Source organism: Nocardia concava NBRC 100430 (assembly GCF_000308815.1).
GTDB lineage: Bacteria > Actinomycetota > Actinomycetes > Mycobacteriales > Mycobacteriaceae > Nocardia > Nocardia concava.
The window spans coordinates 30,460-44,490 of the sequence record NZ_BAFX01000061.1; the positions used below are offsets into that span (position 1 = coordinate 30,460).

The window sequence follows — 14,031 nt, forward strand, 5'->3', positions numbered from 1 at the left end:
TTCCTGGGTGGATGCAACGACGCTGCGCCGCGCCGGGATCGCCACGGCGGTCGTACTTTTCGCGGTTCTGATCGTCGTCCTGGGGTGGGCCATCCCGCCCCGGGCGGCGATCATCGCCACGGACCGGCTGGGGCCGGAGGGCGGCGAGCCGGTCGCGCAGTATCTGGCGCGGGCGCAGATGTCGTTGGAGGGCAGCGATTCCGGTGAGCACTGGGCGCTGATGTCCTTCAGCCCGGGCATCACCGCCGAGCGGATTCCCGAATTCAGCGGCGGCCTGCGGATTTCACAGGTCGAGTACCACGTGTCCGTCGACCGGGTCGCGACCCCGATTCTGGCTGTCGGCGTGCCGGCCGGTGATGCGGCCGCGGTCGCCTCGATCAAATCGGCTGCGGGGCAGGTGGAAACGACACCGACCTTCGACGATCGGTCGGCGCGGGTCAAGAAGCTCGTCGCCGCCCGCTTGAATGCCAACTGTCCGTGCGTCGTCGGTGTGGTCCTGCACGGCACCCTCCCGCAACTCCGAAACCTGGCCTCCCACCCAGGAGTTCGCGCCGTCGAGGCCCTCCCCGAAGACGCCCCGGCGGGCGTCTTCGCCGTATCACCGCTGCTCCCAGAACAACTCGACACGGCCAGCCCCACACCCGACGACGCACCCGTCCCCGAGCCCTGATGCTCCTGTTCCTACTGGCCCTGGCGGGCTTCGCGTTCCTCGACTCGCTCGACATGCTCCTGGTCGGCGTCACCACCGCGGTGGTCTTCGACAGCCGCCTGAGCCGCCGCTCGCCACTCCCCGGCGCCCTCAGCTTCCTAGCCGGAGTCTTCGCTGTCACAACGACTTTCGGCATCACCTTCGTCCTGGGCCTCCACTTCCTGACCAATCTGGTCAGCTTCGACATCACTCCGACGATGCGCTACTGGGCCGAACTCCTGGTCGGCGCAATCCTGCTGTTTCTGGGCAGCGTGCGTCTATCGAAGGGCGGCGGTGACGCCCCGGTCGTCCCGCCCTGGGCGCTGGAGGCCCGCCGAAAACCGCTGCTACTAGGCCTCGTCGGCATAGTTATCGGCCTGGCGCAGTCCCCGACCGCAGTCCCGTACCTAGCGGCCCTGACCATGATCTCGGCCCGCGACCCCCACCCGCCCCTGTGGCCTCTGATCATCGTCATCTACTGCGGGATCGCCCTCCTACCACCGACCCTGATCCTGTTGACCTCCCTCATGCCCTCGACCCGCGCACGCAAGTTCTATCGATCGCTGATCCGAGCCCTGAAACGCTTCGGCCCATGTCGATCCGCCTCCTGCTTCTACTGGCAGGCGTAGCCCTGATCACCGACGCCCTGATCCACCACGCCGCTCTCTAGCTCTCGCCGCGCGTGATGATGCCGAGCAATCGGCCATGGGTATCGGCGTCGGCGGCAGCGATCAGACCGTGCGGGGGAGTGTGCAGGGGTTGGCCGCCGAGTCCGCTGAGGGCGCACCCGGCCGCGCGGCAGACGGCGATGCCCGCCGCGAAGTGGACGTCGTCCCGTAGATCGCGGTCGACGACGTAGGCAGCCCGACGCCCCGCCGCGACCCAGGCCAACGCCAGCGAAGTGGAGAGGACGCGGGGATAGAAGTCGGCGGTGAACGCGGTGTCGCCGAACAGCTTCGCCGCGGAGAACCAATCCGTGTACGGGGTTGGATTGTCGGCGTCGACTTCCACCAGGCGGCTCGCGGCTCGAGGCCGCAGCGGATGGTCCTCGCCGTCGCGTCGGACGGCGGCGGTTGCGCCGTCGGTCCAAGAAGACCTCGGCGGCAAAGGGGTCCGCTACGGCAGCGGCGGTGATCGTGTCTCCCACCTTCAGTGCGATATTCACGGCCACGAGTGGGGTGGCGGCGGCGAAATTACGTGTGCCGCACAGAGGGTCGATCAGCCAGGTTCGGTCCGAGATCTCACCGGTGTTGCCGGACTCCTCGGCCAGGAAGTGGTCGGTGGGGCGTGCTGCCCGCAGGATATCGAGGATCGTTCGTTCGGCCTCGAGATCGGCTTGGGTCGCGAAGTCGTCGGAGCCCTTGTCATGGCGGGTGATCGGGGCGTGGAATTGGCTGCGGATCACGCCGGCGGCGGCTTCGGCTGCTCGGATGGCAAGTGCGACATCGGGTTCGTTCACGGAACGAACATTACCTCGGCTCTGAAATGCGCGAAGTTCTGAAATGTGTTGTATCACAATGGAATTCGGCTTCCGTGGCGATCTTTGGGGGCGTAGAATTAGCACATGGGTTCGAAAGGGGAGACACTCGACAGCTGCGGGCTTACCGAATTGGAAGCCGCAGTCCGCAACTGCGCCGACCGGGTGCAGTACGGCGACCTGTCCTCGCTGTCCGGTGAGGATGTGGTGGCGGTGATGCAGCGCGTGGAGACCTGCCAGCGTCAGCTTTCGGCGTTGGGGTCCAAGCTGATCATCGAGGCCAGCGACCGTGGTCTGCCCGAATCCAGCGGTGCGGGTTCGCCGGTGGCGTTCCTGCGTCATACCCTGCATTTGACCCGTCACGACGCCTCGACCCGCATCAAGATCGCTGCGCAGGTCGGGGAATTCCACCAGGCGAACGGACAGCTCGCCCCGCCGGTGCTGGAGGTGACCGCCGAAGCCTATGAGGCAGGCGACATCTCACGCGATCATGTCCGCAACATCGTCGACGTCATGAACCACCTGCCCGCTGATGTGCCGGTCGAAACCCGTGCCGAGACCGAGCAGATCCTGGTCAACTACTGCTGCGAGGGCTGGCCCGACGACCTGCCCCGCATGGGCCGCGAAATCCTGGCCCGCCTGGATCCCGAAGGCACGGTGGTCAGTGACGCGGATCGTCACCGCCGTCGCGGGATCAAGGTGGGCCGCCCGGGTATTGACGGGATGTCGTGGATCGAGGGCTGGATCACCCCGCAGTTGCGGGCGTTGTTGGATGCGTTCTTCGCCAAGTACGCCCGCCCGGGCATGTGCAACAGCGACGACGCCGACAGCCCGCACGTGTCGGATGCTTTGATCGACTCGAAGGTGCTGGACGCGGCCGCGCGCCGGGATCGCCGTGATGCGGGGCAGCGGGTGCATGATGCGTTCATCGCCCTGTTGCAGCCCGACTTGGATCTGCGCAAGCTCGGCTCCCATCGCGGCATGCCGGTGCAGGTCACCTTGCAGATGAATCTGGCGGATTTGGAGCGGGGTTCGGGTCTTGCGACCACCGCCTCCGGTGTCCAGATGTCGATCAACGAAGCGTTGAAGATGGCGGGCGGTACTCGCCCGGTGTTGATCGTGAACGATGACAAGGGGATTCCGCTCTACCTCGGGTACGGGCAGCGCATCGCGTCCTGCGGGCAGCGGTGGGGATTGCTGGCGCGCGATCGGGGCTGCACCTTCCCGGGTTGCGATGCCCCGGCGGATATGTGCGCGGCGCACCATGTCACCGACTGGGTCAAGGGTGGCCCGACCGACTTGGACAACCTGGCGCTGGTCTGTGATCACCACCACGCGTTGGTGAACGACAGCGTGAACGGGTGGAAGACGGTGATGTTGGGTAAGGAATCCCGGCATAGCGGTCGGATCGGGTGGATCGCGCCGAAGGCCCTCGACCCCACGGCCACACCGCGAGTCAACGAGAAGCATCACGTCGGGCAGCGGGTCGCCGCTGCGGTGGAAGCCAGTTGCCGGGAGTGGGGTTCAACGGCTGCGTGAGGCCCGGCTGCTCGTCTACGTCTGGTGTGCGCAGGGACGGGGAAGTGTGGTTGCTTCGCCTGCCCTACCGGACTGGGGCTGACGCCAAGTTGGGAGCCGCCCCCGCCGATCCCGGCCCACGGACTGCACGCATCACCTTCACAGACAACAGAACAAGAACCAAACCCCCAAGCACCAGTGATCATTGACAACTCCACAGGGTTTCTCACCCCGTCTGTTCGTCGAGCGGCACATCCTGGAGGGCCTTTGTCCGGCTCCTCCCTAATCCCGCCTCCAGGATGTTCCTCTCGATGACAGCAACCGGGCGAATCGGACACGCGCCGGGCGTCTTTGAGTGTTCTTCCCCGGGCCGCTGCGCGCCCGAGCCTCGAGGAGGCTGGTCCCGCCACCGAGGTGCCCAACCCAGCCCCCTCCCCACCCCTCCTCCTGGCGTCTTTTGTCTTTGTTTCTTTTCTCTCTTTATCTTTTCTTCTTTTGTCTCTTGGTCTTTTCAGTGATCGAACTGCCAGCGGGTGGCGCCGTGGGGGTCTGTCAGGGCAAGCCCGACCGCTGTGTGAATGGTGAAGCGGTACAGGTCCCACGGTCCCGGCCCGGCGCTCTGCGCGCTGTAAGGCGCGGTTATCGCATTGCCGGATCGTTCTGCGGGCCAGCCGGACTCGCGGAAGACGGCGGCGACCCGGTCGATCTCTCCGGGGTCGACAACGCGTTGCGCGACACCGGAGAGGACGAGGTCCACTTCGGGGAAGCGGAACGACAGCGTGCAGTACGGGTTTCCGGCCAGGTTCCGGGACTTCTTGGTACCCGGTCCGCTGGTGAAGTACAGGGTGCCGCCGGTTTCGATGCAGCCGATACCGGCGGAACTGGGTTTGCCGCTGGGGCTGACGGTTCCGAGGAACGCGGCCGTTTCGGCCAACCCGATGCCGGCTTCGGCGGCTTTGCGGACGAGGTCCCAAGGTAGTTGGCCGGTGCCGTAGATATTGAGGTCCTGCGCTGATATCGGATCATTGAGCATGGTGTCTCCTCAGCCCGCGGGCCGGAGCTGGGCTATGGCTCGCGGATCGTGGTCTACGGAGAACCAGAGGGTCAGTGCGTCTGACGTCCGGGTGGTGTGGATGTCGAGGGGTTCGCCGTAGCGGATGGGCTTGTTGTATTCCAGCACGAAGCGGTGGGGGGATTGGGTGAGTTCGGCGTCGTCGGCGGTGAATTCGTGGACGGCGTGCCAGTAGGCGGTGTTGGTGATGTGCTGGAAATGGTCGGTGTCGGTGCGGCGCAGGGGGAATCGGGTGCCGGGGCCGTCGGGGAGGGGTGCGTCGAGCCATTGCTTCCAGCGCAGGCGGTGTTCGTCGGTGGTGGTGCACATGAGGTCGAAGAACTCGTCGTGGACGCGGGACGGGCTCATCGTGTCCTTGTTCATGTGGATCCAGAAACCCTCGGTCTCGATCAACCCGCCGTTGTCGGAGTCGATGCGGGCCCGCATGGTGCACCAGCGCGGGGAGATGCCGGAGCACCAGCGGCGGATGCGGAGTTGGGCGGGCCAGGTGATGGGGCTGAGCACGTCGATGACGGTGCGGCGGCAGATCCAGTGCGGGTGGGATTCGAGGGCGTCCATGTGGACGAGGTGGTCGACGCCCGCGTCCTGTAGGTGCCGCGCGATGCCGTCGATGCGCAGGTACTGGTTCTCGTCCATATCGACGGTGCCGAGGCGGCGGGTGACGTCGAAGATATGGCCCGAACCGGGCACCGGCGCCAGGGGCCGGGTGAGCGGGTGGGGTTCGATCGGGGTGGGACGGTCTACGAGCTGGTTCATCATCGGCAGAACCTCCGGATCATCCATCCGAGTAAGTGCCCCCGAGCGTAGTGCGGAACCCGTAAAGACCACGGCTGGCCGGGTCGGCGTGCCCGCGAAGTGAGTAACGTCGTGATAGATCGATGTGGACGCATCGGAGCGGAAGAGGCGAGCACAGATGGAATTGACGCCGGAGCAGGCCGACCGGGCCGCGGGGGTACTGCTGGGCACAGCGGCCGGTGACGCGCTGGGGGCGGGCTACGAGTTCACCTATCCAGGCCCGGACGCGGAGATCCACATGAAGGGCGGCGGCTCGTTCATGTGGGCCCCGGGCGAGTGGACCGATGACACCGCCATGGCGGTCGCGGTGGCGCGGGCGGCCGCGAAGCAGGGCGACATCTGTAATCCGGAGGGCCTGGATGCGGTGGCCGCCGAGTTCGTCGCCTGGTGGGATTCCCAGCCCAAGGACATCGGCAACCAGACCCGGCAGGTCCTGGAGTGGCGTGACCAGACCGGCCGCGCCATGCAGATGCGAGCTCACGACCTCACCGGCCTGAAGGCGGGCAACGGCTCGCTCATGCGCACCGCCCCGGTGGCACTGGCCTACCTCGACGATGCCGAGAAGTGCGGCAAGGCAGCCAAACTCGTCAGCTCCCTCACTCACTACGACATGCAAGCCATGCAGGCGTGCAAGGTGTGGACCCTCGCCATTCGCCACGCCGTCATCCACGGCACCTACGACGGCCTCCGCGAGGCGCTGTCCCAGGTCGACACTGGATTCTGGGAACCCTTGCTGGACAAGGCCGAAACCGGCAGCCCGGCCGACTTCCCCAAGAACGGCTGGGTGGTCCACGCCCTGCAGACGGCCTGGTGGGCTATCACCCACGCCGAAACCCTGCCCGCGGCACTGGAACTCGCGGTTCGGGCGGGCGGCGACACCGATACGACCGCCGCCATCGCGGGCGGTCTGCTGGGCGCACGCTGGGGCGCGTCGGCCATCCCGGCCGAATGGCTGTCGGTGCTGCACGGCTACCCGGGCTACCGCACCGAGGACCTGCTGACGTTGACCCGCCAGATCACAGATCGCCGAGTTCCCTAGTCCGGCAGGCGAACTACCCCGTCGAGATAGCGGCGGCAGCGCCCGGTCAGCCGGACGCGGTCGTCGCTGAGGGTGCAGCGGAGCGAACCGCCGCGGCGGGAGAGCTGCCGGGCGGTGAGTGCGGTGCGGCCGAGCTCCTTGCTCCATAACGGCGCGAGCTGGGCATGCGCGGAACCGGTGACGGGATCCTCCGGGATCCCCTGGCCGGGTGCGAAGACCCGGGACACGAAGTCGACCTCATCGCCTTCGGCGGTGAGGATGGCGGCACGCTTCATTGCCGGGAACGCCGAGAAGTTCGGGCGTGATTCGCGCACTTCGTGTTCGGCGGTCACGAACAAAACGACATCGGTGCCCTCGAAGGCGCGCAGCGGGCGCACACCGAGCGCCTTGGCCAACATGTGCGGAATGTCTTCGTGAACATCGATTTCCACCGATGACACCGACGGCAGATCCAGCACCAGATCATCGCGGTCGCGATCCACGCGCAACCATCCGCTGCGCGTGTAGAAGTGGACGCGATCCGCACCGGGATGCATATCGTCGAGAATCTGGGCCGCCGCGGCCATGGTGGCGTGCCCGCACAGGTCGACCTCCACGGTCGGGGTGAACCAGCGCAGGTGGAACGCGGGCGAGTTGTCCGGCGGCGCACCCGCTTCCGGCGGCAGCGCGGACGTGTAGAAGGCGGTCTCCGCGAGATTGTTCTCCTCCGCTAGCCGCTGCAGCAGTTCGTCCGGCAGCCAGGACAACAGCGGCATGACCGCCGCGGGATTGCCTGAGAAGGGTGCGTCGGCGAATGCGTCGAGCTGATGCAGCAAGACCTCCATGAGCCACAAGGTACCTGCGAATTCGGTACCTGCCCAGCACGGTAAAGCCCCCGGCGAGCCAAACCATGCGACCAGTTTGGATGTAAAAGACGGCGGCACACCGGATGGTGTACCGCCGTCGTGGAAGGTGCTGAGGGTCAGTCGGTTTCGACCGGCTCAGCGGTTTGCGTGTGCGGCGACTCGCCCAGGTACTTGGCGCTCAGCCACCAAGCCACCTCGACGAGCACGATGCCGATGCCGCCGCAGATGACCGCCGAGGTCGTCAGCGCCACGTTGGACGGATCCAGTTTGAAGAAGTGGCGCGTGAACGGCACCGAGAACAGGATCAGGTACCCCGCAACGGAACCCGCGACGAGCAGGATCTTCCACCAGTTCCACGGCCGCGCCACGATCGCCAGCACCCACACAGCGATGATGAGCAGTGTGATGAGCGCACTGGTGCTCACCTGCACCTTCTCGGTCTCCCCGGGGTTGGGCCCCTTGTAGGCGATCATGTACGAGATGAAGGTCATCACGCCGATCACCAGTCCCGACGGCACCGCCAAACGCATGACGCGCCCGACGAATCCGCTGCGGGCACGCTCATTGTTGGGCGCCAGCGAGAGGATGAAGGCCGGGATGCCGATGGTGAACCAGGCCGCGATCGTCACATGACGTGGCAGGAACGGATAGCCGATCGCCTTGTAGTGGAAGATCTGTGAACCGATGCCCGCGATGCCGACCAGGAACGCCAGCACCACCGAGTACACGGTCTTGGTCAGGAACAGGTTGGAGACCCGCTCGATATTGCCGATCACCCGGCGGCCCTCGCCGACGACGTAGGGCAGGGTCGCGAACTTGTTGTCCAGCAGCACGATCTGCGCCACCGAGCGGGTGGCCGGGCTACCCGAGCCCATGGCGACGCCGATATCGGCATCCTTCAGCGCGAGCACGTCGTTGACGCCGTCGCCGGTCATGGCGACCGTGTGCCCGCGCGACTGCAACGCTCCGACCATGGCGCGCTTCTGATCCGGGCGGACCCGTCCGAAGACGGTCTTGTGCTCCAGCACATCCGCGAGTTCGTTCTGGTCGGTCGGCAAGGTGCGGGCGTCGACCGCGTCATGACCGCCGGCCAGCCCCAGCGAGGAAGCCACGGCCCCGACCGACACCGCATTGTCGCCGGAGATGACCTTCGTCGAAACATGCTGGGACGCGAAGTATTCGAGCGTGCCCTTGGCGTCGGGCCGCACCTTCTGCTCGAGCACCACCAGCGCGGCAGGCGTCACGGTGCCGGGTGCGTCGGGGGCGTCGACCGACCGGTCGCTCCGCGCCAGCAGCAGCACGCGCAGACCCTTGGCTCCGATTTCTTGTGCGGTGTCGGCTATTTCGGAGGCGGGATCCAGAAGGACGTCGGGCGCGCCGATGAGCCAGTTGCCGTGCTCGCCATAGGACATGCCCGACCACTTCTTGGCGGAAGAGAACGGCGCGACGCCGGTGGACTGCCAGCCGGGCGCGTCGGGCAGGGCCTCCTTGATGGCGAGCATGCTCGCGTTCGGCCGCGGATCATCGCCGGCCAGCGCGGCGAGAACCGGCTTCAGGTCCTCACCGTCCGTGTCGCCGACCGGTCGAATCTCGGAGAGCCGCATGCCGTTCTCGGTCAGCGTGCCGGTCTTGTCCGCGCACACCACATCCACCCGGGCCAGCCCCTCGATGGCGGGCAGCTCCTGCACCAGGCACTTGCGCGCGCCCAGCCGCACCACGCCGACCGCGAAGGCGATCGAGGTCATCAGCACCAGGCCCTCGGGCACCATCGGCACCAGCGCGGCCACCATGCCGTTGACGGCGGGCCGCCAGGATTCCTTGGACGACACCAGCTGGTTGTAAATGGATAACAGCCCCGCCGGAATCAGCAGGTAGGTAATGACTTTCAGAATGGTGTCGATACCGCTGCGCAGTTCCGACTTCACCAGCGTGAACTTGCTGGCCTCCTCGGCGAGCTTGGCCGCGTAGGCGTCCTTGCCGACCTTGGTGGCCCGGTACGCGCCGCTGCCGGACACCACGAAACTACCCGACATGATCTGCGCGCCAACGGTTTTGTCGATCGGATCGGCCTCACCGGTGAGCAGCGACTCGTCGACCTCGAGCAGTTCGCATTCGACTGCCTCGCCGTCGACGACGACCTGATCGCCGGGTCCGAGCTCGATGATGTCGTCGAGCACGATCTCCTGCGGCGCCACCGCCACGGCCTTGCCCTCGCGGCGCACCATCGGTTTGGCCTGGCCGACAATGGCCAGCCGGTCCAGGGTCTGCTTGGCGCGGACCTCCTGGATGATGCCGACCGCGCTGTTGGCGACGATCAGCAGGCCGAACATGCCGTCGATGATCGATCCGGTGGCCAGCACCAGAATGAACAGCACACCCAGGATGGCGTTGATCCGGGTGAACACATTTGCCCGGACGATGTCGCGGACCGACCGGCTGGCCCGCTCCGGCACGTCATTGGTGAGCCCGTCGCGCCGCCGCTGCTCCACCTCGGCGGAGCTGAGGCCCAGGGCGGGTGGGCTCGGTGGACTAGCTGCCTGCGCAGTAATCGACATGCCCTCCACAGTAAAGGGCGATCAAAGAAACTGGCCCGTAGCTGTTCGTCACGCGCCGGGCAGGTGTGAGGATCATCCGATGTATTGACTGTCGGGCCGATAGTTGCGCGGGCTAACGTAGTCGAGTGGCCCAAGGACATGGAACCTCAGACGCGGCGCTCGAGACAAAGCAGCGCGAGGGGCACGACGTCACCCGGGACAGCGGTATCGCCTTCGGTATCGGGGCCTATTTCATGTGGGGCCTGTTCCCCGCGTTCTTCGGGCTGCTGTCCTTCGCGAGCGCGGGGGAGGTGCTGGTCGAGCGGATCCTCTGGACGCTGGTCGTCTCGCTGCTGGTGATGGCGCTGGCCGGGCGGCTGGGCGAACTGCGGCGGATCGATGCGCGCACCTGGCGGCTGGCCGCGGTCGCCTCGGCGGCGATCTCGTTGAACTGGGGCGTCTACGTCTACGGCGTGATCTCGCATCACGTGGTCGAGTGCGCGCTGGGCTATTTCATCAACCCGCTGGTGACGGTCGCGTTCGGTGTCCTCATCTTCCGCGAGAAGCTGCGGGCCGCGCAGTGGGTCGCGCTGGGGCTCGGCGCGACCGCGGTGATCGTGCTGACCATCGATTACGGCCGCCCGCCCTGGATCGCCTTGATCCTGGCCTGTTCGTTCGCCACCTACGGTCTGGTCAAGAAGGTGATCCGCCTCGACGCGCTGCCCGGTCTGGCGGCCGAGGGGCTGGCGGCCGCGCCGTTCGCGTTGATCGCGGTGATCGTCATCGCCCTGACCGGCAACGCGACCTTCGGTTCGTCGGTGCCGCATACCGGCCTGCTCATGCTGACCGGCCCCGTCACCCTCGTACCCCTGGTCCTGTTCGCGCTGGCCGCCCCGCGAGTCCCGTTGTCCACCATGGGAATCCTGCAGTATCTGACCCCCGCGCTACAGCTGACCTGGGGCGTGGCGGTCGGCCACGAAGCGATGCCCGCCTCGCGCTGGGCCGGTTTCGCACTCATCTGGCTGGCCCTGGCGATCTTCACCATCGACGCCCTGCGCCGAGCCCGCCGCACTCCGGTAACCGTCCCCGAATAACGCGAAACCGCACACCCCTCACGTGATGTGCGGTTCCGCGTGGGCCGGTCAGGGCTTGCTCGCCCCCTGGGCCTTCTCCACGAATTCGTTGGTGTAGGTCGCGTTCAGGTCGATGCGATCCTTCACCGGGGAGACATTGCGCGAGTACTGCCCGAGGATGCGCAGGACGTTCTGCGCGCCTTCGCGTTTCATCAGGCCGTCGCCGTTGAACATGCTGATCGAATCGCCGATGGACTTGACGTAGAGCTTGGGGTCGCCGCCCGCGTACTGGCTGGGCATCTTGGCGGCGATCTCCTCCGGCGTGTGGGTCTTGATCCAGCGCAGGGTCTGGACGAAGGAGGTCGCCAGCTTCTGCACGATGTCCGGATGGTTCTCGACGGTCTCGCAGCGCATGTAGAGCGAGGCCGCGGGGTAGAGGCCGCCCAGCGCGGCGCGGGTGCCCTGCTCATTGCGCATGTCGACCAGGATCTGGGCGTCGCCGGAGGTGGTCATCTTGGCGACGGTCGGATCGGTGGTCATGCCCGCGTCGATGCCGTTGTGGTTCATGCCCGCGATGAAGGTCTGGCCCGCACCGACTTTCACGCGCGTGTAGTCGGAAGTCTGCAGACCGGCCTGCCCGGCCAGGGCCTGGGTGAGGAAGTCGGTGGAGGAGCCCAGCGACGTGACACCCAGATTGCGGCCCCGGAAGTCCTTGGGAGACTTGATGGTATCGGCGTCCTGCTTGGACACCAGCTCGACCTCACCGGGCACATCGGCGAACTGCACGACCGTCTTCAAGCACTGATCCTTGGCCTGCAGGTCGATGGTGTGGTCGTAGAAGCCCACCACGCCCTGCACATCGCCGGTGAGCAGCGCGGTCTCGGCGTTGGCGCCGGACTGCTCGCCCAGCAGCTGCACGTCGATATCGTTGTCCTTGAAGAAGCCCAGCTTCTCGGTGAGCATGGCCGGCAGGTAGATGACCTTCTCCAGACCGCCCACCATGATGGTGATCTGGGGCCGCCCGTTCTTCGCGGGAATGGTGCGCGAATCGCGGCAGCCGGTCACCAGCAGCAGCGAGCTGATCGCCAGCAGGACCACGGCAATATGCTTGCGGTACTTCATGGCTCAGATCCCGTGCGCCGAAGACGACTGCGACGGACGCCACTTCAGCAAGCGGTTCTCCGCCAGGCCGATCAGCCATTCCGCGACCAGGGCCACCACGGTGATGATGATCATGCCCGCGTAGATGCCGGCCGCGTCGAAGGTGCCCTGGGCATTGCTGATCAGCAGGCCCAGACCCTTGCTGGCGCCGGCGTATTCACCGACCACCGCGCCGATCAGCGCGAAGCCGAAAGCGGTGTGCAGCGAGGACAGAATCCAGGTGGTGGCGCTGGGCAGCACGATGGAGCCCAGTACCTGGCCGCGGCTCGCACCCAGGATGCGGGCATTGTTGATGACATTGCCGTCGACTTCGCGGGCACCGGTGAAGGCGTTGAAGAACACCGCGAAGAACACCAGCACGACGACGGTCGCCACCTTGGACTGCAGTCCCAGGCCGAACCAGATGATGAACAGCGAGGCCAGCACGATGCGGGGAACCGCGTTGAGCGCCTTGATGAACGGGGCCAGCACATCGGCCCAGTAGCGGGAGCGGCCCAGCAGCACACCCAGCACGACACCGGCGACGGTGCCGATGACGAAGCCGAGCACGGCCTCCTGCACGGTGGTGTAGAGCTGCAGCCAGATGGAGCCGAACTGCGTTCCCTTGGTGAACCATTCGACCAGGCGGTCCCAGATCAGGGAGGGCTTGGAGTAGAAGAACGGGTCGATCCAGTAGGTGGCGGTCAGCTGCCAGGAGCCCAGCCAGGCGACCACGATCAGGGCGCGCAGGCCCCAGGTGCGGATCTTGTTCCGGCGGGACTGCGAGCGGACCCGCGCGAGGATCTGCTCCTCGGTCTCGACCTCGAACTCCGGTGAGTTAGCAGCGGTTTTCTGAATTGTATTAAGCGACACGAGACGCTCCCTTGGTGCGAGCCGCCTCGACCTGATCGCGCAGCGTTTCCCAGATTTCCTTGTAGAGGTCGCGGAACTCCTCGGTGAGCCGCACCTCCTCGACATTGCGGGGACGATCGAGGGTGACCTTGAAGTCGCCGCAGACCGTCGCGGGGCTGGCGGTCATGACGACGACCCGGTCGGCGAGCGCGATGGCCTCCTCCAGATCGTGGGTCACGAAAATCACCGCGGCGCGGGGCTTTTCCCCGTCGGTGCCGGACCACACGCGCAGCAGCTCGTCCTGCATGAGCCCGCGGGTCTGCACATCCAGCGCGCTGAACGGCTCGTCCATGAGGATTATCTCGGGATCGTTCACCAACGTCTGCGCCAGCGCCACCCGCTTGCGCATACCGCCCGAGAGCTGATGCGGGTAGTAGTTCTCGAACCCGCCCAGCCCGACCGTGCGCACCCAGCGGCCCGCGCGCTCGCGCGCCTCGGCCTTGGACACGCCCCGGAACTTCGGGCCCAGCGCCACATTCTCGAGGACCGACTTCCACGGCAGCACGGCGTCCTGCTGGAACATGTAGCCGACACCGTCCGGGATACCGCGAACATCCTTGCCGCGCACCAGGGTTCGCCCGGCCGAGGCGGGCTCCAGGCCCGAGACCAGCGACAGCGTCGTCGACTTGCCGCAGCCGGTCGGCCCGACGACGGCGACGAACTCGCCCGCCGCGACGGTGAAGTTCAGATCGCGGACCGCGGTGTGGATCCCGCCGTTGTTCCCGGGGAACCGCTTGGTCGCACCGCGCAGTTCGATCAAAGGCGCCTCATTGCGCTCAGTGGTCGTTGTACTCATTACTGCTCCTGTCCAGTGCCGCAACTGCGGCGTTGGACAGAAGCTACGTGTGCCGGGTCACACTCGGCCCGCTTGTGCGCGCAAGTCACACAACTGACGATCCGCCCGTTTTGTGCATTCTGCTCATCGGTTTGCGGACCGT

At 66.4% G+C, this 14,031-nt stretch carries 12 protein-coding genes and 2 pseudogenes; 5 read left to right on the forward strand and 9 right to left on the reverse strand.

Annotation, left to right across the window (positions count from 1 at the left end):
- Window positions 1-7 precede the first annotated feature (7 nt).
- Both ON43_RS12145 and ON43_RS12150 read left to right on the forward strand, forming a co-directional pair.
- Window positions 8-670, forward strand: coding sequence for a hypothetical protein (locus tag ON43_RS12145; protein ID WP_245568553.1), 663 nt, complete (start codon window positions 8-10; stop codon window positions 668-670).
- A pseudogene (locus tag ON43_RS12150) lies at window positions 670-1,358 on the forward strand (GAP family protein). The gene ON43_RS12145 and the pseudogene ON43_RS12150 overlap by 1 nt, the downstream one beginning before the upstream one ends.
- Here ON43_RS12150 and ON43_RS45905 read toward each other — a convergent pair.
- Both ON43_RS45905 and ON43_RS47150 read right to left on the reverse strand, forming a co-directional pair.
- Window positions 1,355-1,699: an inositol monophosphatase family protein gene (locus tag ON43_RS45905; protein WP_218003242.1), complete on the reverse strand. Its 345-nt coding sequence runs from the start codon at window positions 1,697-1,699 to the stop codon at window positions 1,355-1,357. The pseudogene ON43_RS12150 and the gene ON43_RS45905 overlap by 4 nt on opposite strands.
- Window positions 1,700-1,829: 130 nt before the next feature.
- A pseudogene (locus ON43_RS47150) lies at window positions 1,830-2,252 on the reverse strand (inositol monophosphatase family protein); the annotation flags it as partial.
- Between ON43_RS47150 and ON43_RS12160 the strand changes: the two are divergent.
- The gene (locus ON43_RS12160) at window positions 2,253-3,704 is read left to right on the forward strand and encodes an HNH endonuclease signature motif containing protein (protein ID WP_083913349.1); all 1,452 of its coding nucleotides are present in this window, start codon (window positions 2,253-2,255) and stop codon (window positions 3,702-3,704) included.
- 490 nt (window positions 3,705-4,194) lie between these two features.
- Here the strand turns inward: ON43_RS12160 and ON43_RS12165 are convergent, their stop codons facing one another.
- Window positions 4,195-4,716, reverse strand: a complete 522-nt coding sequence (locus tag ON43_RS12165; RefSeq protein WP_040806967.1) for a pyridoxamine 5'-phosphate oxidase family protein — start codon at window positions 4,714-4,716, stop codon at window positions 4,195-4,197.
- 9 nt (window positions 4,717-4,725) lie between these two features.
- Window positions 4,726-5,511, reverse strand: coding sequence for an acyl-ACP thioesterase domain-containing protein (locus ON43_RS12170; RefSeq protein ID WP_051178335.1), 786 nt, complete (start codon window positions 5,509-5,511; stop codon window positions 4,726-4,728).
- A 157-nt stretch (window positions 5,512-5,668) separates the two neighbouring features.
- On the opposite strand from ON43_RS12170, the gene ON43_RS12175 reads away from it, so the two are divergent.
- Window positions 5,669-6,589, forward strand: a complete 921-nt coding sequence (locus tag ON43_RS12175; RefSeq protein ID WP_040806969.1) for an ADP-ribosylglycohydrolase family protein — start codon at window positions 5,669-5,671, stop codon at window positions 6,587-6,589.
- Here ON43_RS12175 and ON43_RS12180 read toward each other — a convergent pair.
- Complete coding sequence (locus ON43_RS12180) at window positions 6,586-7,413, reverse strand: PhzF family phenazine biosynthesis protein (protein ID WP_040806972.1); 828 nt, start codon at window positions 7,411-7,413, stop codon at window positions 6,586-6,588. The genes ON43_RS12175 and ON43_RS12180 overlap by 4 nt on opposite strands.
- A gap of 137 nt (window positions 7,414-7,550) precedes the next feature.
- On the reverse strand, window positions 7,551-9,989 hold the full coding sequence (locus tag ON43_RS12185) for a cation-translocating P-type ATPase (protein ID WP_051178312.1): 2,439 nt from the start codon (window positions 9,987-9,989) through the stop codon (window positions 7,551-7,553).
- A gap of 206 nt (window positions 9,990-10,195) precedes the next feature.
- Between ON43_RS12185 and rarD the strand changes: the two genes are divergently transcribed.
- Window positions 10,196-11,062 carry an EamA family transporter RarD gene (gene rarD / locus ON43_RS12190; protein WP_040807084.1) on the forward strand — a complete coding sequence of 289 codons (867 nt, stop codon included), beginning with the start codon at window positions 10,196-10,198 and terminating at the stop codon, window positions 11,060-11,062.
- A gap of 48 nt (window positions 11,063-11,110) precedes the next feature.
- Here rarD and ON43_RS12195 read toward each other — a convergent pair whose 3' ends face one another.
- The 3 genes from ON43_RS12195 to ON43_RS12205 are packed head-to-tail and all read right to left on the reverse strand — an operon-like array spanning window position 11,111 to window position 13,889.
- A complete protein-coding gene (locus ON43_RS12195; RefSeq protein ID WP_040806974.1) occupies window positions 11,111-12,163 on the reverse strand; it encodes an ABC transporter substrate-binding protein in 1,053 nt (350 codons plus the stop codon).
- Window positions 12,164-12,166: 3 nt separating this feature from the next.
- On the reverse strand, window positions 12,167-13,054 hold the full coding sequence (locus ON43_RS12200; RefSeq protein ID WP_040806977.1) for an ABC transporter permease: 888 nt from the start codon (window positions 13,052-13,054) through the stop codon (window positions 12,167-12,169).
- On the reverse strand, window positions 13,044-13,889 hold the full coding sequence (locus tag ON43_RS12205) for an ABC transporter ATP-binding protein (protein ID WP_040806979.1): 846 nt from the start codon (window positions 13,887-13,889) through the stop codon (window positions 13,044-13,046). The genes ON43_RS12200 and ON43_RS12205 overlap by 11 nt, the downstream gene beginning before the upstream one ends.
- Between the last annotated feature and the right edge of the window lie 142 nt (window positions 13,890-14,031).